We start from the raw sequence: 23976 nt of genomic DNA, 5'->3' as shown, positions 1-23976 counted from the left end.
GGGAAGAACTAAACACCTGTCTGACATGCATGGCCGTATGGTGGGACGATGACGGCGGTCTCGACGATGGACGGCATCACGTACGGCTTCAAACTGATGGGCTACCAGCTCCTCGTGACGATCATCAGCGGTGCCATCGCCTTCGCCGGCTTCATGGTGCTCGGCGTGGGCGGCGCTGCCTCGGTCGAGAGCGGCTCCGCCGGGGCGAGTGCGGCCAGCTTCCTCGTCGGTGGCGTCCTCTTCCTCGTCGCTGCAGCGTTCTGGACGGCCGGGATGGCGGGGACGACGTACAAGGTCGTCGCCGACGCCGTCGAGGCCGGGAACGAGAGCGCGGTGGCGGCAGTCCCCGGCGCGTCGGCAGCGACGGCCGGCGGCCGGCGTGGCGCTCCCGGCACAGGTGGTTCCGACCGGTCCGGTGGACAGCCACGGGGGAAGTCCGCGACGCGCTCATCGAAGGGTGTGTCGTCGAAGCGCGCCACGAAGAGCGGTTCGTCGGGCGGGCGACCGTCGAAGCGCGGCGGCGCGGACGGTCGGTCGTCGACGGGCGGGTCCTCGAACTCGAAAACCGGACGGACCGGCGGCTCCGGGTCCGATTCAGGGTCGTCGACCGACTCCTCGCGCCGTGGCTCCGGCGACGGTCGCTCCTCGCGGGGCAGCTCAGGGCGGCGGTCGGGTAGCGGGTCCGGGCGGAGCGGTGACCGTGGAAGCGGCACCCGTGGGAGCGATGGTAGCGGAAGCGGTGACGACCGCGAGTAGGGCTCGGAACCGGTCCCCCACGTGGCCGGGAGGACTACCTTTTTGACCGGTCGGGCCACCAGCACGTGCATGTACCTCGCCGACCAGGCGTGGCCGGACCTCGGGGACTACTTCGCCGAGGAGTCGCTCGCAGTCGTCCCGCTCGGGTCGACGGAGCAGCACGGGCCACACCTCCCCGAGAGCACCGACCACGTGATCGCCGAGAACCTCGCCCGCGCGGCGGCCGACCGCGCCGGCTACCTCTGTACGCCGACGGTGAACGTGGGCGTGAGCATGCACCACCGGCAGTTCCACGGGACGATGTCGGTCGACCCGCCCGCCTTCCGCGACTACGTCGAGAGCATGACGCGGAGTCTCACCCACCACGGCATCGACCGCGTCGTCTACGTCAACGCCCACGGCGGCAACATGCAGCACCTCCGCGAGGTCGGACGGCGGCTCCGCGACGACCGCGTGGCCTTCGCCGTCGAGTGGATGTGGGACGAATCCATCCCCGACCTCGTCGACGAGCTGTTCGAGCACAACGGTCCCCACGGCGGCCCGAAGGAGACCGCCATGCTGCAGTACCTCGACCCGGAGAACGTCCACGACGACCGGCTCGCGGACGCCCGCGACGGCGGCCGGGTGAACCTCGAAGACGGGGAGCCCACCATCCACGGCGCGCGGAACTACTACGACGCCATCGACAACTCGCCCAACGGCGTCTTCGGCGATCAGACCGACGCGACCGCCGAGAAGGGCGAGCAGCTGTTCGAGGCCGCGACCGAGCAGCTCGTCGCCCTGCTCGAGTGGCTCGACGACCAGCCGTTCGACGGTCTCATGGCCGAACCGCACGTGGACCCACAGCCCGGCAGTCGGCGGTAACACAGCGACGGTCGGCGGGTTCCGGCAAGTGTTTCGAAACGAATATCAGTCGCTTGTCGTAACCGGAGGTATGGACGAACGCGTTCGGGAACACGCCGAGATACTCGTCGAGGACTGCACCGAGATAGAACGCGGCGACAACGTCACCGTCACGGGACCGCCCGAGGCGGAGGAGCTCGCGGTCGCCATCGCGGAGCTGCTCGGCGAGAAGGGCGCGCACCCACAGACACGCCTCCAGTCGAGCCGCGTCAACCGCGCGTACATGCTCGCGGCCGACCCCGAGGATTTCGACACGCCCTCCCACACGCTCGCCGCCGCCGAGGAGACCGACGCCTTCATCTCCATCCGTGGCTCCGCGAACATGTTCGAGACGAGCGACGTGCCCCCGGAGAAGAACCAGGCACGGAGCCAGCACATGAAGCCCATCCAGGAGACGGTGATGGAGTCGAACTGGGTCGTCACGCAGTACCCAGCGCCGGGCGACGCCCAGAAGGCCGAGATGAGCACCGAGGCGTACGAGGAGTTCGTCTGGGGCGCTATCAACAAGGACTGGGACGAGCAGTACGAGTTCCAGGAGCAGATGGTCGAGATCATGGACCCCGCCGAGGAGGTCCGCATCGTCTCCGGCGAGACGACCGACATCACGATGTCCGTCGCCGGGAACATCACCATCAACGACACCGCCGAGAACAACATGCCCGGCGGCGAGGTGTTCACCGCGCCGGTGCCCGACAGCGTCGAGGGCGAGGTGCTGTTCGACAAGCCGCTGATGGCGCAGGGTCGCGAGGTCACGAACGTCTACCTCCGGTTCGAGGACGGCAAGGTCGTCGAGCACAGCGCCGAGAAGAACGAGGAGGTGCTCTCGGCGGTGCTCGACACGGACGAGGGTGCGCGCCGGCTGGGCGAGCTCGGTATCGGCATGAACCGCGACATCGACCGGTTCACCTACAACATGCTGTTCGACGAGAAGATGGGCGACACCATCCACCTCGCGCTCGGCCGGGCCTACGAGAAGAACATCGGCGAGGACAACGAGGGCAACGACTCGGTCGTCCACCAGGACATGATCGTCGACATGAGCGAGGACTCGTTCATCGAGGTCGACGGCGAGGTCGTCCAGCGCGACGGGACGTTCAGGTTCGAGGACGGGTTCGAGGAGTAGGGAGGTTTCGAGCGCTAGCGAGAGACCTCGAACCGGAACGGCGAGCGCAGCGAGCCGTGGAGGAGTAGCGAGACGCCGAGCGCGGCGAAGCGTCTCCGAACCGCGAGCAGTAGCGGGGTTCGGAGCGAGCGCAGCGAGCCGTGGGGGAGCAGGGATGCGGGTCGAACCGGAGCCAGCGAACTGCACCCACGCGACTCAGTTCCTCATCGCCGGCTGTTCTTCGGAAGCAGAATCCAGGTGGTAGGGGGTCCTCCCCCCGGATATCGGGGGAACCGTGGAAGCACTTTTCTGTATTGCGGCCAGCAAATGGTATATGGCAACAGATGACAAGGAAGGCGGCACACTGGTGTCGGCCTACGAGGATCGAATCGGGGCGGCGAACACGGGGGACGAGGCGTACGGCTACTGGGTGTTCGCGGTGGGGGTCGTACTCGGCGTCGCCGGAATCGCCCTGTTTCTGACCAGCGAGAGCGCGACGACGATACGAGAGGCGAGCATCGTCCTGGCTGCGGCGGGCATCGCGCTGCTGGTCGCGGGACCGGTCATCAGGCTCCCGCTCCAGCGAACCGCAACGTACACGACGTACATCGGTCTGGCGATGTGCGCCATCGCTGTCGTCTGGTTCACCGTCGTCTTCCCCATCGACTGGAGCACGACGACGGGGAACCAGCCGGTCGCCATCCTGTACGCGCTCGGTATCGCGATCATCGGCGTCGGTGGGGTGTTCGTCCCGCTCGTGAGCGCGACCGAGACGCGGACGGGTGCGGCGGCGGCGCAGGCGAGCCAGCGTGCATCCGAACTCGAAGCCGAACTGGAGTCGGTCAGGCGGGAACGCGACGACCTCGCGGACGAACGCGACGACCTCGCGCGACAGGTCGATGAGGGGGCGGCAGCGAGCGAGCAGGCCAGCGCCGACGCCGAGACGACGCAGGCGGCGCTCCGAGACGAACTCGAATCCGTCAGGCAGGAGCGCGACGACCTCGCCCGGAAAGTCGAGGAGGGCGCGGCAGCGAGCGAGCAGGCCAGCGCCGACGCCGAGACGGAGCGGGCCGAGCACGAGGCCGAGGTGGAGGCACTGTCTGCCGAGCTCGACTCGCTGCGGACGAGCAGCGCGCAGTTCGAGCTGTACCCGGATCGGAAGGGGAAGTACCGCTGGCGGCTCCGCCACCGCAACGGGAACATCGTCGCCACGGGCGGGCAGGGCTACACCCGGAAGCACAACGCCCAGAAGGGGCTCCAGAGCGTGCGGCGGAACGCACTCGGTGCCGCCGTCGTGCAGCCGGCCCCACCGGAGGCGACGGAGGAGGAAGCCGAGGAGCCGGTCGAGGAGGTGCTCGACGACGTGCCGCTGCTCCCCGCGGTCACCGGGGGCGACGAGAGCGACGGCACCTTCGAGCTGTTCGAGGACCGGGGCGGGGAGTGGCGCTGGCGGCTCCGCCACCGCAACGGGAAGATCATCGCCGACTCGGGTGAGGGCTACTCGACCCGGAGCGGCCTGACCCGGGCACTCGAGGGCGTCCGGCGGAACGTCGGGTCGGCGGACTACCTCCAGTTCGACCCGGCCTCGTTCGAGGTGTTCCGTGACCGCGGTGGGAAGTGGCGCTGGCGGCTGGTCCACCGGAACGGCAACATCATGGCCGACTCCGGGCAGGGGTACACGCGCCGCCGGGACGCGAAGCGCGCCATCGACTCGGTCCGGAACGGGCTCGAGAGCGGTTCGCTGGAGTTCGAGAGCTACGAGGACAAGGGTGGCGAGCATCGCTGGCGGCTGCTCGCGGGCAATGGCGAACTTGTCGCCGACTCGGGCGAGGGCTACGCCTCCGCGGACGGGCTGGAGGACGCCGTCGAGCGCGTGCGCAAGTACGCAGCCGACGCCGACGCGCTCGACGTCGGCCGCGCCATCTTCGAGGTGTACGAGGACCGGGGCGGGAAGTGGCGCTGGCGGCTCCGCCACCGCAACGGCAACATCATCGCGGACTGCGGGCAGGGCTACGGCAGCCGGCACGGGGTCCACGACGCCATCGAGAGCGTCAAGCGGAACGCGCCGACTGCATCGGAGGAAGCAGAGGACGACGACGAGGAGTGAGTCAGCCGAGCCGGTAGCTGACCGCGATTCCCTCACCGACCGGCAGCACGTTCGTCTCGAACTCGGGGTCGGAACGGACGGTCTCGAGGTAGTCCGCGATGCCCCGCGTGTGCTCGTTCACCTCGCCCGGGTCGTCGCCCTCGACGATGGCGAGCAGCTTCTCGAACTCGATGATGCCGGCGGTCATGGCGTTGTCAGCGACGACGACGCCGCCGGGGGCGACCTTCTCGCGGACGGCCTCGAACGCCTCGGCGTAGCGGTGCTTCTGGTGGTCGACGAGCACGCAGTCGAACGGGCCGTCGTAGCGCTCGACGGCGTCGAGGGCGTCGCCGTGCTCGTAGCGGGCGATGTCGTCGAGGCCGCCGCGCTGGAGGAACTCGCGGGCCATGTCGAGCTCGTCCTCGTCGAACTCGGTGAGGACGAGTTCACCGTCGGCGGGGAGCGCCTGCCCCCACCAGTACGCGGAGTAGCCGAAGCCGGAGCCGAACTCGAAGACGCGCTCGGCGTCGACCATGCGAGCGAAGGTGCGCAGGAGCCCGCCGACCCCGGGACCGACGTGCGGGAAGTCCTGCTCCGCGGCGTAGGCGTCCATCTCGGCGGCGAGACCATCGGGTTCCGGGGCTGTCGCGCGGACGAAGCGAGCCGTCTCGTCTGACAGGAGGTCCATGGTGGTGATGCGGTCGTCGCACCCCTAAACGTTCCTCCGGTGGGTTCGGATCAGGCGCTCCGGATCGCCGTCCGGTCGACCGCGAAGCCGTCGACCGGCAGAGGCGTCTCGCCGTCGAGCGCCAGGTCAGCGAGCGCCTCGCCGACCGCACTGGCGAACTTGAAGCCGTGACCCGAGAAACCCGCCGCGACGACGACGTGCTCGTGCGCTGGCAGCGTGTCGACGACGAAGTCCATGTCCGGCGAGTTGGTGAACATGCACGTCGAGAGGCCCATCGTCGGCCCGTCGGCGGCGGGGAAGTGGTCACGGAGGAGACCCCGGAGCGCGTCCTCGTCCGCGCGAGAGGGCTCGGCGACCGAATCAGGGTCGGTCTCCTCGTGCAGGTGATGGTAGAGGCCGACCTTCACGCCGGGGCGGTCGTAGCGCGGGAAGCCGTAGTACTCGTCGCCGCCGTCGCTCTCGGTGACGAAGACCGGGAACCGGTCGGGCGTGAAGTCGTCGGCGCGCTCGGGCGGCTGGAACCAGCCGAGCACCTGCCGCTCCGGGACGACGGTACCATCCAGCTCCGGCAGCAGGTCGGCGGTCCACGCACCGGCGGCGAGCACCAGCGAGCCGGCGGCGTAGGAGTCCCGGTCCGTCTCGACCGTGACGCCGTCGCCGTCCGCGGACCAGTCCGTGACCATCTCGCGGGCGTGGATGGTTCCTCCTTCGGCCACCGCGCGCTCGACGTGGGCACTCACGGCGCGCTCGCAGTCGAGGAAGCCGCCGTCGGGCTGGAAGAGCGCGTCGTAGTCGTCGGGGACGCCGTACCCTGGGAACCGCTCGTTCAGCTCCGCGCCCGTCATCGTCTCGTGGGCGAGGCCGTGGTTCTCGCAGGCCAACCGCGCGCCGTCGACGAGGTCCCCGTCCGGCGGCGCGGCACAGACCGAGCCCGTGACGTGGAGCAGGTCACGTCCCGTCTCGGCCTCGAGTTCGCGCCAGTTCTCGTAGGCGCGTTCGACCAGCGGCACGTAGTCGGGGTGTTCGTGGTACGCCTTCCGGATGATGCGCGTCGAGCCGTGCGAGGAGCCGTGCGTGTGCGGGACGTCGAACCGCTCGATGCCAAGCACGTCGACGCCGCGCGCGGCGAGGTGGGCACACGCCGCGCTGCCCATGCCACCGACGCCGACCACGACCACGTCGTACTCGTCGGTCATGGGCTCACAGACGGGCCGTCGCGGGAAAAGACGTCGGGCTACCGGAACCGCCCGACCGGGAACGACACCCTGTCCGGGTTCGCCTGGAATCGCGCCAGGACCTCCTCGTACAGCTCGTTCTTCGTGGCCTGAATCTTCCGCGGCCGGGTCAGGAACCGCAGCCGGAGCTCGACCCACGTCTCCCCCTGCGTGAGGTTCACCGACGGCCGGCCCTGCACCTCGAGGTCGACCGGCGTCTCCGCCAGCTGCTCGCGGTACGTCTCGACGCGGCGCTCCATCTCGTCGCCGAGGTGCTCGTCCGCGACCGCCTGCATGGTCTCCCGGGCGAACTCCAGGTCGGTCTCGTAGGACACCTGCATCGTCACCTCGCTCCAGACGAACGGGAAGTCGTCCCGCGAGTAGTTGAACACCTCCGAGGTGAGGATGAGGCTGTTCGGCACCGTCACCGTCCGGCCCGACGGCTGGTGCGAGGAGACCAGGTCGCCCTCGACCTCCCACAGCGTCGTCACGAGGAAGTCGACGTCGATGACGTCGCCCTTCGCGTCCTCGACGCGGATCCGGTCGCCCACCTGGTACGGCCGCATCGCGAGGATGTACACCCAGCCGAGCAGGGACGTGAGCGGCTGCTGCAGCGCCACCGTCACCCCGAAGCCGACGATGCCGAGCGAGAACAGCACGCCGAGCCACTGGTCGGTCAGCACGCCCGCGACGGCGACGATGGCCGCGACGATCATCACCAGCCGGACGACGTTCCGCAGGTCGTGCCGCCGTCGCTTGTCGTGCACCAGCCGGGTCATCCCCGCCGAGAGCAGGAGGTAAGCGCCGTACGTTCCGGTCGCGATGGCCAGCGCGAGCAGCCCCTTCAGCACCCACGGTTTGAGCGACTGCTGGGACTCGGGTGGCACCCACGCCGTCTCGAGGACGCTCACCGCGACGATGGCCAGCAGGGCGACCACGAACGCGAGGTAGCCGAGGCGTCGCTTCACACCGTCTGGAGTCGAAAGCTGTCGTCAAAACGGTTGTGTTGTCGGTGGTGGGCTCGCGGGCCGCGCTCGCGCCGGAACCAGCCGGCCTTTTTGAGGATGGCACTCCAACGGCCGCCCATGCAGGAGGTACTCGACCGCGTGGACAACCTCGTCCACCCGGAGACGCAGGTTCGAGAGCACGGCATCGACCTGACCGTCAGCGCGATTCACGAGGTGACCGGACCGGGCCGCATCGACTTCGGGGGCGACGAACTCGCGGAGGCGGACCTCGAACCCCACGAGCTGACCCGGCGGAACCCGGACGACGAGTACCAGTGGTGGCACCTCGACGCGGGGACGTACGTGCTCCAGTACAACGAGCTGGTGACCGGCGACGAGCACGCCCGGCTGTTGCTCCAGCCGCGGAACAAGCTGATGGCCCGCGGTGCGTCCCACCCGACGGTGACCGTCGGCGGCCACCTCCCGCTCGTGCCGCTGACGGTCGGTGGGGCCGGCATCGAGATCAAGGAGAACGCCCGCGTGTCGACGGTGGTGCCGGTCGAGGCGGGGCCGTCGGTGGGCGACGCCCCCGACGACGCCGTCGACGCCGACATCGTGGAGTAGGTCGGAGACTGGTCTCAACGGTTAAGTCCGCTGCAGGCGTAGTCCTCTGCGGTGTGTTCCACCATGTCAGGTAAGAAGATACTACTGCTCGCGGGTGACTTCGTCGAGGACTACGAGATCATGGTGCCGTTCCAGGCGCTCCAGGCCGTCGGCCACGAGGTACACGCGGTCTGTCCCGAGAAGACGAGCGAAGACGCGGTCAAGACAGCCGTCCACGACTTCCGGGGGGACCAGACGTACCTCGAGACCCGGGGTCACGACTTCGCGCTGAACGCGACGTTCGACGACATCGACCCCGCGGAGTACGACGCACTGGTCGTCCCCGGGGGGCGCGCGCCGGAGTACCTGCGCAACTACGACCAGGTCATCGACACCGTCCAGCACTTCTTCGAGGCGGACAAGCCCGTCGCCTGCATCTGCCACGGGATGCAGATCCTCGCGGCCGCCGGCGTGGTCGAGGGCTACGGCTGCACGGCGTACCCCGCCCTGAAGTACGACGTCGAGGAGGCCGGCGGCACGTGGCACGACGGCGTGACGACCGACCGGAACCTCGTCACCGCCCAGGCCTGGCCGGACCACCCCGAGTGGCTCTCGCAGTTCCTCGAGGTGCTCGGCACCGAGATCAGCCACGGCGAACCCGTCCCGGCCGACGACTGAACCGCACCCGACGACTGCCCGGTCCGTTCTTATCGATCCCGCGCCGCGTCGACGACCGCACGGACCCGGTCCTCGTCGACGAGGTTCGTCGTCTCGCCGCCCTCCTTCAGCGCGGTCCCGACGACGACGCCGTCGGCCAGTTCGAGCGTCCCGTCCACGGTCTCCGCGGTCACACCGCTCCCGACGAACAGCGGCGTGCCCGGAACCGCATCGTCGATGGTCTCGCGGGCGGTCTCCAGGACGCTCCGGTCGGTCGGGTCGCCCGTGCCCGAGCCGGAGACGACGATGCCGTCGGCGAGCCCGCGCTCCACCGCGTCGACCAGCTCCTCGCGCATCGGCCGGTCCGCCAGCGGTGCGGCGTGCTTGACGCCAACGTCGGCGAGCACGGCCACGTCCGCGTCGAGCCGGTCGCGCAGCCGCATCGTCTCGTGGGCCTTCCCCTGGATGAGCCCCTGGTCGGTGACCGTCGCGCCGACGTGTGCGTTCACCCGGACGTAGTCCGCGTCGACCGCGGCCGCGATGGAAAGCGCGGCCTCGGCGTCGTTCCGGAGCACGTTGATGCCGACCGGGATCGACACCTCGTCGACCAGCTCCGTCCCGAGGGACGCCATCTCGGCGACGACGTGCTTCGGCACGTCCTCGGGGTAGAACGGCGCGTCGCCGAAGTTCTCGACCATGATGCCGTCCACACCGCCGACTTCGAGCGCGCTGGCATCTGCCAGCATCTGTTCTCGCAGTCCCGCGCGGTCGCCGTCGAACCGGGGTGCACCCGGCAGCGGCGGCAGGTGGACCATGCCGACGACCGGTGCGTCCGTCCCGAACGTCTCCTGCAGGTTCATGCGACGAGGTTCTTCGGCGAGTGCGATAAGCCCCGTCCTTCCGTGCGAGGTCGTGTTCGGATACGCTCGTTGTCGAATACAACATCGTCGTTCGACAGGCCCCATCGACACCACTTCGAAAGCCCCGGCTGGCCGGCTGTCTCTCCGTCGGACACCGTCCGGGTCTCCATCGTAGCGGCAAGGGGTGCGGGCACCGTGGGCTTGACCCCCGCCGACGCGCTACCACCGCCGATGAGCGACCTCTTCGCAGACCTGTCGATACGCGAGACGAGGGTGCCGAACCGCGTGATGGTCTCCCCGATGTGCCAGTACTCCTGTGCGGGCGACGGGCTGGCGACGGACTGGCACCAGCAACATCTGGGCAGTCGGGCCGTCGGCGGCGCGGGCATCGTCATGACCGAGGCGACGGCCGTCTCGCCCGCGGGCCGCATCTCCCCCGACGACCTCGGCATCTGGAGCGACGCGCACGCCGACGCGCTCGCGCCCATCGCCGCCTTCATCGCCGGACAGGGCTCGGTGCCGGCCATCCAGCTCGCACACGCCGGCCACAAGGGCTCGAAGACGCCCCCGTGGGACGGCTCGACGCCGGTGCAGCCCGACGGTGACGGCTGGGTCGCGCCCTCGCCGTCCGCCGAGGCGTATCCCTACGACGACGACAAGACCGTCGCGACGATGACGACCGAGGAGGTAGAGAGCGTCGTCGACGACTTCCGGGCCGCGGCCGAGCGCGCACTCGACGCCGGCTTCGAGATCGCGGAGGTCCACGCCGCCCACGGCTACCTGCTCCACGAGTTCTGCTCGCCGGTGACGAACCGCCGCGACGACCGCTACGGCGGCGACTTCGAGGACCGGACCAGAGTCGTCCGCGAGGCGACCGCGGCAGTCCGCGAGGTCTGGCCCGACGGGAAGCCCGTCTTCGTCCGCGTGTCGGCGACGGACTGGCTGCCCGACCGCGACTCGTGGACCGTCGACGACACCGCCCGGCTGGCCGGCGATCTCGCCGACGAGGGGGCGGACCTGATAGACGTCTCGGCGGGCGGGCTCCACCCCGACCAGCAGATCCCGGACACGGGGCCGGGCTACCAGGTGCCCTACGCGGAGCGCGTTGACGAGGCGACCGACGCGCTGGTCGGTGCAGTCGGCGGGATCACGGCCCCCGAGCAGGCCGACGAACTGATACGGAACGGCCGGGCCGACCTCGCCATCGTCGGTCGCGAGCACCTGCGGGATCCGTACTTCACGCTGCACGCCGCGGAGAAACTCGGCAGAGAAGACGAGGTCGAGTGGCCGATACAGTACCGGCGCGCGGTCTGATTTCGGGGGCCGGTTCGCCCCTGTTCAGTCGTCGTCCTTCCACTTGATGGAGCAGCCACGCGAGGGCTCCCACTCGAGGTCGACGTCCTCGCCGGCGAGGACGGCGTCGATGGCCTCGCGGACGTGGAACCGCGTCGGCTCGTCCTCCGGGTTCAGGGCGTCGTCGAGGCGGCCCTGGTAGACGAGTCGGAACTCGCCGTCCTCGTTGGCGAACAGGAACGGGTCGGGGGTGCAGACCGCACCGTACTCGGCCGCGACCTCCTGGGACTCGTCGCGGAGGTAGGCGTCGTACTGGATGCGCCCGTCCGCGGTCCACTCGCGCATCGCGTCGAAGGAGTCGTCCGGGTACTCCTCGGCGTCGTTCGGGTTGATGCCGACGACGGCCACGTCGTCGTGCTCGGCCGCGAGCTCGTTCAGCAGGTCGAACTTCGCCTGCGCGTAGGGGCAGTGGTTGCAGGTGAACACGAGCAGCAGCGCCTCGGCGTCGGCGAAGCTGTCGAGCGTGTACGTCTCGCCGTCGACACCCGGCAGTTCGAAGTCGGGTGCGACGTCACCGGCTCCGAGGTTCGAGTCTGACTCCATCTGGACCATGTCGCCATCATCTTGGCGCTCGGCGGCTTAATGGCTGGTGTTCAGGGCTCCGGCGAGTGTCCACGCTTATTACGGGGGGCTTCGAGAGTGGAACCATGCCAGAGATGACCGTCTCCGACGCGCAGGCGGAGTTCCTCGAATCGCTGCGGGCGGAGCTGCAGGCCGAGACGCGGTACGGCTACGTGCGAAAGCGGGACGCGCTGCAGTACCTCATCGACACCGTCGACACCGACGAGATCGACGTCGACGTCGATGTGGACGTCGCACCACCGTCGGAGACGGACGACGCGGTGGGGGACGAGTCGACGGAGGAGCAGGCGGCCGAGGCCGTCGAGCACCAGGACGAGGAGGAGGCGACAGCCGACGGTGGAGCGGCCGCGGACGAGGGCACACAGGCGGAGGCAGCGGACGGTGGGACGACCACGTCGGGGAGCTCCTCGTCGATGCCGGACCCGAGCGACGGGAGCGAGGCGGGCGACGACCGGCTGAACGCGATGATGAACCTGCTCGACACCCACGACGGCAAGTGGCGCGAGGCGTCGAAGGAGGACGCCAGGTACGAGGTCGACATGCCCGACGGGACGACGCAGTACGTCCAGACGAAGGACGACGTGCGGGCGCACCTGTTCAAGAACTACTGAGCGAGAAACCGTCCGCCGTCCTTTATCCGACACCCGGGCATCTGTGCTCGCATGGGACTGCTCACACGCCTCCGGACCGGCTGGGCGCTCACGAAGGACAGTATCCGGGTGCTCCGCGACGACCCCGAGCTGGCGGTGTTCCCGCTGGTCGGCGGCGTCGGTGGGCTCTGCTACGTCGCACTACTGGTCGGAGGTACGTCAGTCGTCGGCGGGTTCGGGTCCGATGTCGTCGCGCTCGGCGTGCTGTTCCTGCTCTACCTCGGGACGACGTTCGTCGCCTCCTTCTCCACGGCGGCGCTGATGCACGAGACGCGGACCGCGTTCGAGGGTGGCGAACCGTCGTTCCGGAGCGGGATGGCCGCCGCGTGGCGCAACAAGGGCACGCTGCTCGTCTGGTCGGTGATATCGGCGACCGTCGGCGTCGTCGTCCAGCTCATCGACAGCCAGGACAGCCTCCTCGCCGAGATCCTGGCGGGCATCGTCAGCGTCGCGTGGTCCATCCTCACCTACTTCGTCGTCCCCGTCATCGCCTTCGAGGACGTCTCGGTCCGGGAGGCGGTTCGCCGGAGCGGTGAGACGTTCAAGGGGACGTGGGGCGAGACCGCCGGTGCGCACTTCGGCGTGGGTATCGTCACGTTCCTGTTCATGCTGCCGGTCGTCATCGTCGCGGGTACGGTCCTGTTCCTCGGCATCGCGTCGGGGAGCGGCTTCGGGTTCGGCGCGTCGGTGGCCGTCGCCGCCGTCCTGCTCGTCGGTGTGTACCTGTTCAGCGCGTCGCTGTCGAGCATCGCCAAGACGGCCCTGTACGTCTACGCGACGGAGGGGCGTCGCCCGGGCGCGTTCGAGGACGTCGACCTCGGTCACGTCCCCGACTGAGTCCGCCACGCTTCGTTCGCGGCGAACCCGGACGCGGAAGCAACGCTTTTGACCCCCTCGCCGACTCCTAGGGGTATGACGGCACGGGACGACCTGCTCGACCTGCTGGTCGAGGACGCACGTCACACGACGGCGGACCTCGCACGCATGACCGACCTGACCGAGAACGAGGTCGAGGCGGCACTCGCGGCACTGGAAGAGGAGGGAGTCGTCGCTGGCTACCAGGCCATCGTCGACTGGGAGCGGACCGACCGCGAGGTGGTCCGCGCGACGGTGGAGCTCAACGTCACCCTCGACCGCGAGACGGGCTACGGCGACATCGCCGAACGGCTCGCGCGCTTCCCGCAGGTCAAGACCCTCCGGCTGGTCAGCGGCGACTACGACTTCCTCATGGAGGTCGAGGGGTCGTCGATGCACGACGTCTCCATCTTCATCAGCGAGAAGGTCGCGCCCGTCCCGGAGGTCACCCAGACGGTCACGCACTACGTCATGACGACGTACAAGGACCGCGGGGTCGTCCTGGACGACGACGACGAAGACGACCGGCTCTCGGTGTCACCCTGACCATGGGGCTGGAGACCGCAGACCGCGTTCGGGCGGTACCGCCGTCGGGCATCCGCAGGTTCTTCGAGCTGGCGGAGGAACGCGACGACGTCATCTCGCTGGGCGTCGGCGAGCCGGACTTCTCCGCGCCGTGGGCGGCCCGCGACGCGGCCATCGACTCGCTGGAGCGCGGCCGGACGAGCTACACGTCGAACCGTGGGCTGCTGGAGCTCCGGGAGGCCATCTCGGGTCACGTCGACGACCGCTACGACCTCGACTACGGCCCGGACGAGGAGATCCTGGTGACGACGGGCGTGAGCGAGGCCGTCGACGCGGCGCTCCGGGCGCTCGTCGACCCCGGCGACACCGTCGCGGTGGTCGAGCCGGCGTACATCTCGTACGTGCCCGGCGTCATCTTCGCCGGCGGCGAGCCGCTGCGCGTGCCGACCCGGGAAGCCGACGAGTTCAAGCTCACCCCCGAGGCACTCGAGTCGGCTGGCGCGGCCGACGCCGACCTGCTGATGCTCTGTTACCCGAACAACCCGACCGGTGCGGTGATGACCGGCGAGGAGCTGGAGCCGGTCGCGGAGTTCTGCCGGGAGCACGACCTCGGCGTGCTCTCGGACGAGATCTACGCCGAGTTGCAGTACGAGAACGAGCACACCTCCATCGCCACCCTGCCGGGGATGCGCGAGCGCACCGTCGTCTTCAACGGCTTCTCGAAGGCCTACGCGATGACGGGGCTGCGGCTGGGCTACGCGATGGCCCCGCCCGAGGTGGTCACTGCCATCAACCGCGTCCACCAGTACGGGATGCTGTCGGCACCGACGACAGCGCAGTACGCCGCGCTCGAGGCGCTGCGCTCCTGCGACGACGAGGTCGAGGCGATGGTCGACGAGTACGACCGCCGGCGACGGTTCGTCCTCTCCCGGTTCGACGAGATGGGTGTCGACTGCTTCCGGGCCAGAGGCGCGTTCTACGTCTTCCCCGAGGTACCGACCGACGAGTCCGCCGAGGCGTTCGCCGAGGGCCTGCTGAAGGAGCAGGGCGTCGCGATGGTCCCCGGCGACGCGTTCGGCGACGGCGGCGAGGGCCACCTCCGCGTCTCCTACGCGACCGGGCTCGACGACCTCCGCGAGGCGATGGACCGGTTCGAGGCGTACATCTCGGGCTGAGGGTCGCCACCGCCTCGACCCTCGCGCCTAGGCGTAGTGCTCCTCGAGGTACTCGACGATGTCGTCGCTCTCGTACATCGTGACGTCGCGGTCCGTATCGACGAGGTACGGTATCTGGTCGTCCCCGACCGCCGTGAGGCGGTCGTGTGTCGTCTCGTTGGTCACGTCGCCGCCCTGGTCGCCCGGGAGTCGTGGGTTGTGTGCGACGTACGAGACGCCGAGTGCCGAGAGCGTCTCCCTGACCTTCCGGGAATGCGGGCAGCCCTCCGACTGGTACAGTTCGAGCATCGTCCCATAACTGTGCGTGTAGAGCACAATAGCATTCGGTCCTGCGTCCCTCGCACACAACACCCGGTCGGCCCCCGGTGGCGGTGTGACAGCGACTAGCTCCCTACGGCAACCTTCTTACCCAGCGACGTTGCCCGTTCGACCATGACAACGTACCGCCCCCTCACGGACGACGAGGCGGCGACCTTCCACGAGTTCGTCACCTACGCGTTCCGGCCCCAGGCCGGCCCCGGGGCGATGGAGTACGACCCCGACGAGCAGCACGAACGCGACCGCCTCGGTGCAAAGCGCGGGGTGTTCGACGACGACGGCGACCCGCTCGCGGTCTGTCGGCACTTCTGGTTCGAGACGACGCTCCGCGGCGCGACCGTGGAGATGCCGGGGCTCTCCGCTGTCGCCTCGCCGCCCGAGCACCGCCGCGGTGGCAACGTCCGGCGGATGCTCGAGGGGTCGGTGCAGGAGTACCACGACCGCGAGGCCCCCATCTGCGCCCTGTGGCCGTTCGAGTACGGCTTCTACCGGCAGTACGGCTGGGAGACCGCGAACCGGTACGTCGACATCGCCTGCCCGCCGGAGACCCTCGAATTCGCCGCCGAGGCCGCCGACGCGGAGGCCGAGCGCACGGGTCGCGAGACGGGGGACGCCCGCTGGCGACGGCTCGACGGCGACGACTGGGCGGCCGTCGACGCCGTCTACCGCGCCGACACCGCAGGTATGGACCTGACCGTCCACCGCGACGAGGACTGGTGGCGATACCGCCGGTTCACCGGCTGGGAGGACGACCCGTTCGTCTACGGCTGGGGCACCGAGGACGAGCTGCGAGCGTACGTCATCTACGAGGTGAGCGAGGGAGACGACGGTCGCGAGCTGGACGTCTGGGAGCACCGGGCGCGCGACCACGAGGCGTACCTCCGCATCCTCGCGTTCTGCCGCGACCACGACTCGCAGGTGTCGACGGTGACGCTCCACGAGCAGCCCGACACCGTCCTGCCCGACCTGGTCGAGGACCGTGGCGAGGTCGAGACGGAGCTGCAGGGTGGGCCGATGGTCCGCATCGTCGACGTGGCCGACGCGCTGGAGACCGTCGGGTACGACGCCGACGGTGTGGTCACCCTCGCCGTCGACGATGGACTCGCACCGTGGAACGACGGGGTGTTCCGGCTCGACGTGACCGACGGCGTCGGGACGGTCCACCGAGTCGACGACGGGGCTGACGTCGACGCCGGGCTGGACATCGGCGCACTCAGCCAGATGCTCGCCGGCTACGCACCGGCGGACCGCCTGGCGAAGACGACCGACCTCCGAGCCGACGACGAGACGCTCGGGACGCTCGACCGCCTGTTCCCCGAGAACGACGCCGCCATCCTCGACTTCTTCTGAGTAGAGCGACGGTCGCCTGACGGCGGCCCGCGCCGACCGCTCAGGCGACGTTCCGCTCGTCGTGGGTCTCGCCGCGCTCGAACCGGTCGGCCGAGAGCGCGTCGAGGTCGACGAGGTCGGTCTCGCCGTCGACGACGAGGTCCGTGATGATCCGACCCGTGGCGGGGGCGTGCTGGAACCCGTGCCCCGAGAAGCCGATGGCGGTGAGGTAGCCCGGTGCGACCTCCTCGACGATGGGGTGGTGGTCGGGCGTGACGGCGTACAGCCCCGCCCAGCCGTTCTTGATTCTGGTCTCCGGCCCGAAGTAGGCGGCACAGTCGGCCGCGTGCTCGACCGCTTCGATGGTCCAGTCGGTGTCCGCCGTCGTGGAGAACCGGTCGGGGTCCGCGTCGGGGTCGTCGCCGCCGAAGTGGCCGCCGACGAGCGCCGCGCCCTCGCGTTCGGGCCGGAAGTACACGCCCGTGTCGAGGTCGATGGTCAGCGGGACGGACTCTGGGACCGGCGTCTCCGGGTCGACGACGGCGACCTGCCGGCGCTTCGGTACGACGGGCAGGTCGACGCCGGCCAGTTCGTTGAGTCGGCTCGCCCACGGGCCGGCGGCGTTGACGACGTACTCCGCCTCGATGGTGCCGTCCGGGGTCTCGACGCCGGTGACGCGGCCGTCGTCGCCGTCCTCGCGGTGCACCGCCGTCACCGGCGTCTTCGTCCGCACCTCGACGCCGGCCTCGGCGGCCGCCTGGGAGTACCCCTGCAGCGCGAGGTGCGGGTCGGCGAAGCCGTCCGTCGGGCAGTACGTCGCGGCGCGGAACGGCTCCGGGTCGAGCCCGGGACAGTACTCCCGGGCGTCCTCGGGGGCGAGCAGTTCGCTGTCGACGCCCTCCTCGCGCTGCATGGCGACGTTCGACTCGAAGTCGTCGGCGGTCGCCCCGTCGCGGGCCAGGAAGAGGTAGCCGGAGCGTCGGTACTCGATGTCGACGCCGAACTCCTTCTCGAACGACTCCCAGACTGCGATGCTCGCCTGCGAGAGCCTGACGTTCACCCGCGTCGAGAACTGGGTTCGGATGCCGCCCGCAGAGCGCTCGGTGCTCCCCGAGCCGACCGACCCCTTCTCACAGAGTACGACCTCGACGCCCCGCTCGGCGAGGCTGTACGCGGCCGCCATACCGACGATACCACCGCCCACGACGACGACTGTCATACCGGAGCGAGGGCGAGGACCGAGTTAACTCTTGTCTGGCCGGCCTCGCAGGGTCGTCACGGGGGATCTGACGGCCGGTATCGGTCCCGGAACGTGGCCGCCGTCCGACAGTTCAGCCCGACAGTGGGTCCATCCGGGCCGACGACCGCCTCGACACCGCCGGCTAGACCGGTCGCGGTCAGATGCGAAGCTGTCCGTGTGCTGTGACGAGACTGGTGTCGACCCGGTCGATTGCCGACCCTCGCCCCCGACGCCGGAGGCGAGGTTGGCCACGAAAGGTAAGTAGGGGAATCACGTAGCCCCGTACGACCCCGCAGCCATGCATTCTCCCCGCACCGTCTCGCGCTCTCCCCGACCGAACGCATCCGACGAGGTGGACACAGGGTGAACAACGGGCCGCACGCGACGGACCGCTCGGTCCCGATCCTCGACCGCGTCGAGGACGCGTTCTTCGCGCTCGACGCCGACTGGCGCTTCACGTACATCAACGACCGCGCCGAGTCGATGCTCAAGCGGTCGCGCCGCCAGCTCATCGGCCGGGTGATGTGGGACGAGTTCCCCGAGACCGTCGAGACCCAGTTCCCCGAGGGGTTCCACCAGGCGATGGAGACCCAGGAGCCCGTGTCCTTCGAGGTGTACCACAACCCCCTCGACACGTGGTTCGAGGCCAACGCCTACCCCTCCGGGTCAGGTCTCTCGGTGTACCTGCGCGACATCACCGACCGGAAGGAGCGAGAGAACGAGCTCGCACAGCACGCCCGCGTCGTGGAGGCGGTCCACGACGGCGTGCTCACCGTCGACGACGACGACCGCATCGCCAGCGTGAACGAGGCCATCGAGGAGACCCTCGGGGCGAGCCGCGACGAGCTCGTCGGCCAGCCGATCCGTCGGCTCCCCGAACTCGCGAGCATCGACTCCGAGGGCGCGATGGCCATCGGCGAGGCCATCGGCACCCTCCAGTCGGGCGAGACGAGCTACCAGCGCTTCGAGCTCTCGTTCGTCGACGCCGACGGCGAGGAGCGCATCGGCGAGATGCGGATGGTCCCGCTCGGCGAGGGCCTCGCGAGCGTCGCGGGCGTCATCCGCGACGTGACCGAGCAGCGCGAGTACGAGGAGACCGTCGACTCGCTGCACGAGGTCACGCGCTGGCTGTTCGGCGCGGAGGACGCCGCCGAGATCTGCTCGGTCGCGGTGCACGCCGCCGACGAACTGCTCGACCTGCCCATCTCGGGTGTCTGGCTGCTCGACGACGAACGCGGCTGTCTCGACCCGATGGCCGCGACGATGGGTGCCCACACCGAGCTCGGCGGCCTCCCCCAGTTCTACGAGGGCGAGGGGCTCGTCTGGGACGTCTACCGCGAGGGCGAGCCGAAGATGTTCGACGACCTCACCGAGGAGACGGGACTCTACAACGAGGACACGCCGCTGCGCTCGGAGATCATCGTCCCCATCGGCACCCACGGCGTCATCATGACCGGCTCGACGCGGGTCGAGGGCTTCGACGACACCGACCTCGAGCTGGTCTCGCTGCTGGCGTCGAACACCGAGGCCGCGCTCGACCGGTCCGACCGCGAGAAGCTGCTCCAGGACCGCAAGCAGTCGCTCGCCCGGCAGTCCGAGCGGCTCCGTGCCGTCGCGGACATCCTCTCGGAGGACCTCCAGCAGCACCTCGACGAGGTCGCCAGCGAGTTCGACGCGGAGAGCCAGGACCCCGCGGTGACGGAGACGCTCACCCGTGCCGAGGAGCTCGTCGACGACGTGCTCGAGTTCGCCCGCGACCAGAGCGCGATGGGTTCGCGCTCCTCGGTCGACTTCGAGAGCACACTGGCCGACGCACTCGACGCGTCCATCGCCGAGGACATGACCGTCTACCTCGAGTTCGAGGGCAGCGTGCGTGCCGAACGCGCCCGCTTCGTCCACATGCTCGAGACGGTGTTCAACGACGTGACGACCCGCGCCGAGGGCGACGCGACGGTCCGCATCGGCCCCGTCGAGGACGACGCCACCGGCAAGCCCACCGGCTTCTACATCCTCGACGACGCCGCCGCCATCCCCGAGACCGAGTTCGACCGCGTGTTCGAGCCGGAGACGACGACCGGCAGCGAACGCTCCGGGCTCGGGCTCGCCGTCGCCCGCGAGATCGCCGAGGCCCACGGCTGGGAGGTGGACGTGTCGACGGGACAGGCCGGCGGGACGCAGTTCTCCGTGACCGGGATGGTCACGTTCGAAGTGTCTCGGCGGTAACTGACGGTCCGTGGGCGTCGGCCGTCAGTCGGTTCTGGAGAGGTCCTGACAGACCCGCCGGTAGGCGTCGTGGTTCGACAGCTCGGTGATGGTCTCGTCGATCTGGGCGCGCATCACGTTCAACCGGTCCTCCAGTCTGGCGTACTTCTCGGAGGCCCGCAGCTCGGCCTCGGTCTTCTGGGAGTCCAGCAGCGCCTTCTTCGAGGCGAGCGCGAAGAACTGCTGAATCTGCTCGTCGTAGGTCGACCGCAGGAGCAGCTGGTCGATGGTCGAGAGGAGGTCCTCCTTCGAAACCGGCTTGACGAGGTAGTCGTCGAAGCCCATCTGGATGATGTCGAAGTCGGGCTCGACCGCGGTCACCATCGCCACCCTGGTGTCGAGCTCGCGCTCGCGGATGGTCGAGAGCACCTGATCGCCGGAGAGCCCGGGCATCCGGCGGTCGAGCAGGACGATGTCGCGCGAGTCGTCCATGGCCTCGAGCGCCTGACTGCCGTTGTAGGCCGTCTTCACGGTACAGGCGTCCCTGAGCCACGCGGCGTACAGGTTCGCCAGGTCGGGTTCGTCCTCGACGATGAGGACCGCGGGCGAGTCCGCCACGACTCACCGCCCCCCGGTGTGCGAAGGCATCGTACACCTGTTGCTACTTGGAGTATATGAAGATGACGGGGCCCTGCCTCGACTCCCTCAGCTCCCGCCCCGGACGACGTGGCCGTACTTCAGCAGGGCGACGAACACCGCGCCGCCGACGGCGTTGCCGATCGTCGCCAGCACGAGGAAGGCGAGGTAGTCGACGACGGTGATCGCGGGGGAGACGAACAGGCCGAACAGCACCTCGACGTTGCCGGCGATGGAGTGTGGCAGGTGGAGGATGCCGATGGCCCCCGTGACGATGAGGATGAGGATAAGCCGGCTCGTCGTCTCCTGGGCCGCCGTGATGAGCCACGCCAGCAGCCCCATCAGCCACCCGGCGAACACCCCGGCGATGAACAGCCACTGCAGTTCGTGGGTCACGAGTTTGAGCGCGATCTCCTCGAACGCCGCGGTCTCGACGACGCCGAGTCCCGGCATCAGGAGCACGACCAGCAGCGTGAACAAGAACCCGCCGACCAGGTTCCCGAGGTACACCAGGCCCCAGAGCCTGGCCAGCTGTCGGACCGACGCCTGCCCGTCGAGGACCGGGATCACCGCGAGCGTGGTGTGTTCGGTGAACAGCTCGGACCGGCCGATGATGACGAACATGAAGCCGACGGAGTAGACGCTCGCGAGCAGCAGTTCCGTGGTGAGGTCCCCGAAGCCACCGGCCGAGAGCGTCAGGACGACCGCCATCAGCAGCGGCCCGAAGCCGATGTCGAGCCCGGCGGAGAGCCCCGAGAGCAGGAGCCCGGACCGCTCGCGGTTCATCTCGTGGACGCCGGTCTCGATCAGTTCGTCGAGGATGCTGCGCGACGGTTTCGGCTGGTCGCTGTCGACCGGCTCCGGCGGTGAATCTGGCACGTGAGATACCCTCTACAGTCCCCTTGTTCGGGGGCCGTCTCTAAACTTGCCCTCGACGCAAACGACGGGGGTGTGTGGGCCTCTCCGTCGTCCCGGTGGCCCTATCCGCGACGGGAGCACGCTACTCCATCGTGTCCGCGATGACCGACCGCATCCCGGCGATCTCGTCGGCGTCGTACGCCAGGTCGGTCCACGCCGTGGTCAACCGGAGCCGCCCGTCCGCCGTCCCTTCGCCGATGCTGGCGACGGGTGCGACGCCGACGAACGCCTCGCGCACGGCGTCGGGGTCTGTCGTCTGGATCAGCACGCGGCCGGGCTGCTCGTGGAAGAGGAACGCGGTCTGGGCGCGCTCGTCGTCGAGACCGCCCTGCTCCGGCAGCGCGACGCGCAGCCCCGCGTCCTCGTGGACCATCTCCGCGAGGGCGACGGCGAGGCCCCCGTGGCTCACGTCGTGGGTCGCCCGCACGTGGTCGGCGTCGGCGACCGCCGCGAGCGCCGAAACGAAGCCCGCGGGGTCTTCGGGGAGCTCGGGGAACCGGTCCGAGCCATCGTTGCGGGCGAGGTACTCCGAGCCACCCAGCGGCTGCGCGCCGTCGCCCTCGCTACCCAGTGACCGGTCGCCGACGAGCAGGAGTTCGCCCTCGTCCGCGGCGGCCATCGGCGGCGCGTCGTAGCCCGCCTTCGTGCCGACCATCGCGACGGTCGGGGTCGGCGGGATGGGACCGGACGGCGAGTCGTTGTACAGCGAGACGTTGCCGCCGACCACGGGGACGGAGAGGTCGGAACACATGTCGGCGAGCCCGTCGACGATACCCGTGAACCCGCCGTACACGTCGGGCTTCTCCGGGTTGCCGCCGTTGAGGCAGTCCACCGCGGCGAGCGGCGTCGCACCCTTTGCGGCGAGGTTCGTCGCGTTCTCCAGCGCGACGGCGCGGGCCCCGTCGTAGGGCGCGCACTCGGTCCAGAGCGGGTCCGCGCCGGCCGAGATGGCGAGTCCGGTGCCGACGCCGTCGTCGCCCTCCGTCTCGCGGACCGCGACGAGCGCCGCGTCGTCGCCGGGGAGGACGCTCGTCCGGACGCCCACCTCGTGGTCGTACTGGCGGTAGACCCAGCGCTTGGAGGCGGTCGTCGGGCTGCCGACGACGGACTCGAACGCGTCCGCGAGGGGGACGTCCGGACGGTCGACCGCGGGCTCGGCCGGCTCCTCGGCCGGGAGGTCGTTCATCGGGGCACCGTCGCCCAGGAACTCGGCGGGCGCGTCGACGACCGTCTCGCCCTCGAACGTGCAGACGTAGTTGCCGTCGGTCACCTCGCCGATGACCGAGCAGCCGAGGTCGAACTTCTCGGCGACCTCGCGCACCCGGTCGACGTCCCCGGGGCGGACCTCGTAGCACATCCGCTCCTGGGACTCGGCGAGCAAAATCTCCAGTGCGTTCATGTTCGGCTCGCGCTGGTGGACCCGGTCCAGCTCGATCTCCGCGCCGAGCCCGCCCTTCGCGACGAGTTCGGACGACGCGCCGCCGAGACCGGCCGCGCCGAGGTCCCGGGCCGACTGGACCAGGCTCTCCTCGACGAGCACCTCGTTGGCCTCGATGAGCAGTTTCTCCGAATAGGGGTCGCCGACCTGCACCGCCGGCCGGTCCTCGGTCTCGGCGTCCTCGCTCAGGTCCTCGCTGGCGAACGATGCGCCGCCGAGGCCGTCACGGCCCGTGGCGTTGCCGACGAGCACGAGCTTGTTTCCGGGTTCCTGGGCCACCGCGGTGACCAGCCGGTCGGCGTCGGTGAGCCCGACGCAGGCGACGTTGACGAGGGGGTTGCCCTCGTAGTCGGGGTGGAAGTCGACGCTCCCGGCGACCGTCGGAACGCCGATGCAGTTGCCGTAGTGGCTGATGCCCTCGACGACGCCCTCGAACAGGTACCGGGAGTGCTCGCGGTCGAAGCCGCCGAAGTACAGCGAGTCCGCGAGCGCGATGGGGTACGCGCCCATCGACAGCGTGTCGCGGACGATGCCGCCGACGCCGGTCGCCGCGCCGTCGAACGGGTCGACGTAGGAGGGGTGGTTGTGGCTCTCGACGCCCAGCGTGATGTACGTGTCCGAGTAGCCGTCGCCCGAGGGCTCCGGCAGGGCGACGACCGCGGCGTCGTCGCCGGGGCCGACGACGACCTGGTCGCCCTCGGAGTCGAACGCACCGAGCAGGGGCCGGGAGGAGCGGTACGCGCAGTGTTCGCTCCAGAGGTTCTCGAAGAGCGCGGCCTCCGCCGGTGTGGGGTCGCGCCCGAGTTCGTCCACGACGAGTTCGCGGTCGGAGTCGGCGAGGCTCATTCATCCTCATGTCGATACCGGGGCGGTTTATGCGTTTCTATGCGCACGTTCGTGAACACCCACCCGCGCTCGGTCACCGCCGTCGAGACGGGG

At 69.6% G+C, this 23976-nt stretch carries 23 protein-coding genes; 13 read left to right on the top strand and 10 right to left on the bottom strand.

The genetic code is table 11. From position 1 onward, the window contains the following. The first annotated feature begins 48 nt into the window (after positions 1–48). The 4 genes from NO345_RS11115 (at position 49) to NO345_RS11100 (ending at position 4868) form a co-directional block, all read left to right on the top strand. Positions 49–756: a hypothetical protein gene (locus tag NO345_RS11115; protein WP_256299209.1), complete on the top strand. Its 708-nt coding sequence runs from the start codon at positions 49–51 to the stop codon at positions 754–756. Between the two features lie 69 nt (positions 757–825). Continuing rightward, positions 826–1620 (top strand): creatininase family protein, encoded by a 795-nt coding sequence (locus tag NO345_RS11110; protein WP_256299207.1) that lies wholly within the window; start codon positions 826–828, stop codon positions 1618–1620. Positions 1621–1690: 70 nt separating this feature from the next. Beyond that, positions 1691–2782 (top strand): aminopeptidase, encoded by a 1092-nt coding sequence (locus NO345_RS11105; protein WP_256299205.1) that lies wholly within the window; start codon positions 1691–1693, stop codon positions 2780–2782. A 313-nt stretch (positions 2783–3095) separates the two neighbouring features. After that, positions 3096–4868, top strand: a complete 1773-nt coding sequence (locus tag NO345_RS11100) for a DUF1508 domain-containing protein (RefSeq protein ID WP_256299203.1) — start codon at positions 3096–3098, stop codon at positions 4866–4868. A 1-nt stretch (position 4869) separates the two neighbouring features. Here the strand turns inward: NO345_RS11100 and NO345_RS11095 are convergent, their stop codons facing one another. Genes NO345_RS11095 through NO345_RS11085 form a run of 3 tightly spaced genes read right to left on the bottom strand, consistent with a single transcriptional unit; the run spans position 4870 to position 7717 of the window. Further along, the gene (locus NO345_RS11095; protein WP_256299201.1) at positions 4870–5535 is read right to left on the bottom strand and encodes an O-methyltransferase; all 666 of its coding nucleotides are present in this window, start codon (positions 5533–5535) and stop codon (positions 4870–4872) included. A gap of 50 nt (positions 5536–5585) precedes the next feature. After that, positions 5586–6731: an N-methyl-L-tryptophan oxidase gene (gene solA / locus NO345_RS11090; protein ID WP_256299199.1), complete on the bottom strand. Its 1146-nt coding sequence runs from the start codon at positions 6729–6731 to the stop codon at positions 5586–5588. Between the two features lie 38 nt (positions 6732–6769). Next, on the bottom strand, positions 6770–7717 hold the full coding sequence (locus NO345_RS11085) for a mechanosensitive ion channel family protein (RefSeq protein WP_256299197.1): 948 nt from the start codon (positions 7715–7717) through the stop codon (positions 6770–6772). A gap of 117 nt (positions 7718–7834) precedes the next feature. Between NO345_RS11085 and NO345_RS11080 the strand changes: the two genes are divergently transcribed. After that, the gene (locus NO345_RS11080) at positions 7835–8320 is read left to right on the top strand and encodes a dCTP deaminase/dUTPase family protein (RefSeq protein ID WP_256299195.1); all 486 of its coding nucleotides are present in this window, start codon (positions 7835–7837) and stop codon (positions 8318–8320) included. Positions 8321–8383: 63 nt separating this feature from the next. Then, on the top strand, positions 8384–8977 hold the full coding sequence (locus NO345_RS11075; protein ID WP_256299194.1) for a DJ-1/PfpI family protein: 594 nt from the start codon (positions 8384–8386) through the stop codon (positions 8975–8977). A 29-nt stretch (positions 8978–9006) separates the two neighbouring features. Here NO345_RS11075 and NO345_RS11070 read toward each other — a convergent pair whose 3' ends face one another. Further along, a complete protein-coding gene (locus NO345_RS11070; protein WP_256299192.1) occupies positions 9007–9816 on the bottom strand; it encodes a BtpA/SgcQ family protein in 810 nt (269 codons plus the stop codon). 231 nt (positions 9817–10047) lie between these two features. Between NO345_RS11070 and NO345_RS11065 the strand changes: the two genes are divergently transcribed. Further along, on the top strand, positions 10048–11130 hold the full coding sequence (locus NO345_RS11065; protein ID WP_256299190.1) for an NADH:flavin oxidoreductase/NADH oxidase: 1083 nt from the start codon (positions 10048–10050) through the stop codon (positions 11128–11130). A gap of 24 nt (positions 11131–11154) precedes the next feature. On the opposite strand, the gene NO345_RS11060 is transcribed toward NO345_RS11065, so the two are convergent. Beyond that, positions 11155–11721: a thioredoxin family protein gene (locus tag NO345_RS11060; RefSeq protein ID WP_256299188.1), complete on the bottom strand. Its 567-nt coding sequence runs from the start codon at positions 11719–11721 to the stop codon at positions 11155–11157. Between the two features lie 95 nt (positions 11722–11816). Here NO345_RS11060 and NO345_RS11055 point away from each other — a divergent pair, with 95 nt between their 5' ends. The 4 genes from NO345_RS11055 to NO345_RS11040 all read left to right on the top strand — a co-directional run bounded on the left by NO345_RS11055 (position 11817) and on the right by NO345_RS11040 (position 14956). Beyond that, entirely contained in the window at positions 11817–12362 is a 546-nt protein-coding gene (locus tag NO345_RS11055; protein ID WP_256299187.1) for a hypothetical protein, read from the top strand. 51 nt (positions 12363–12413) lie between these two features. Beyond that, positions 12414–13238: a DUF6159 family protein gene (locus tag NO345_RS11050; protein WP_256299185.1), complete on the top strand. Its 825-nt coding sequence runs from the start codon at positions 12414–12416 to the stop codon at positions 13236–13238. A gap of 75 nt (positions 13239–13313) precedes the next feature. Next, positions 13314–13802, top strand: a complete 489-nt coding sequence (locus NO345_RS11045) for an Lrp/AsnC family transcriptional regulator (RefSeq protein WP_256299183.1) — start codon at positions 13314–13316, stop codon at positions 13800–13802. 2 nt (positions 13803–13804) lie between these two features. Further along, on the top strand, positions 13805–14956 hold the full coding sequence (locus NO345_RS11040; RefSeq protein WP_256299181.1) for a pyridoxal phosphate-dependent aminotransferase: 1152 nt from the start codon (positions 13805–13807) through the stop codon (positions 14954–14956). Positions 14957–14983: 27 nt separating this feature from the next. On the opposite strand, the gene NO345_RS11035 is transcribed toward NO345_RS11040, so the two are convergent. Further along, positions 14984–15244: a glutathione S-transferase N-terminal domain-containing protein gene (locus NO345_RS11035; RefSeq protein ID WP_256299179.1), complete on the bottom strand. Its 261-nt coding sequence runs from the start codon at positions 15242–15244 to the stop codon at positions 14984–14986. A 144-nt stretch (positions 15245–15388) separates the two neighbouring features. Between NO345_RS11035 and NO345_RS11030 the strand changes: the two genes are divergently transcribed. Continuing rightward, entirely contained in the window at positions 15389–16624 is a 1236-nt protein-coding gene (locus NO345_RS11030; RefSeq protein ID WP_256299177.1) for a GNAT family N-acetyltransferase, read from the top strand. A 40-nt stretch (positions 16625–16664) separates the two neighbouring features. Here NO345_RS11030 and NO345_RS11025 read toward each other — a convergent pair whose 3' ends face one another. Beyond that, positions 16665–17822 carry an NAD(P)/FAD-dependent oxidoreductase gene (locus NO345_RS11025; protein ID WP_256299175.1) on the bottom strand — a complete coding sequence of 386 codons (1158 nt, stop codon included), beginning with the start codon at positions 17820–17822 and terminating at the stop codon, positions 16665–16667. A 384-nt stretch (positions 17823–18206) separates the two neighbouring features. Here NO345_RS11025 and NO345_RS19820 point away from each other — a divergent pair, with 384 nt between their 5' ends. After that, positions 18207–20066, top strand: a complete 1860-nt coding sequence (locus NO345_RS19820) for a sensor histidine kinase (protein WP_256299174.1) — start codon at positions 18207–18209, stop codon at positions 20064–20066. A 24-nt stretch (positions 20067–20090) separates the two neighbouring features. Here the strand turns inward: NO345_RS19820 and NO345_RS19815 are convergent, their stop codons facing one another. From NO345_RS19815 to purL, 3 genes are all read right to left on the bottom strand, one after another. Next, positions 20091–20663: a HalX domain-containing protein gene (locus NO345_RS19815; protein ID WP_256299172.1), complete on the bottom strand. Its 573-nt coding sequence runs from the start codon at positions 20661–20663 to the stop codon at positions 20091–20093. Positions 20664–20750: 87 nt separating this feature from the next. Then, entirely contained in the window at positions 20751–21560 is an 810-nt protein-coding gene (locus NO345_RS11010; RefSeq protein ID WP_256299170.1) for a formate/nitrite transporter family protein, read from the bottom strand. Between the two features lie 121 nt (positions 21561–21681). Next, a complete protein-coding gene (gene purL, locus NO345_RS11005) occupies positions 21682–23883 on the bottom strand; it encodes a phosphoribosylformylglycinamidine synthase subunit PurL (protein ID WP_256299168.1) in 2202 nt (733 codons plus the stop codon). Between the last annotated feature and the right edge of the window lie 93 nt (positions 23884–23976).

The sequence above is a fragment of the Haloarchaeobius salinus genome (genome assembly GCF_024464185.1).
Taxonomy (GTDB): Archaea; Halobacteriota; Halobacteria; order Halobacteriales; family Natrialbaceae; genus Haloarchaeobius; species Haloarchaeobius salinus.
Note: the sequence above shows the minus strand (reverse complement) of the source record. Positions and strands in the feature narration are given on the sequence as shown.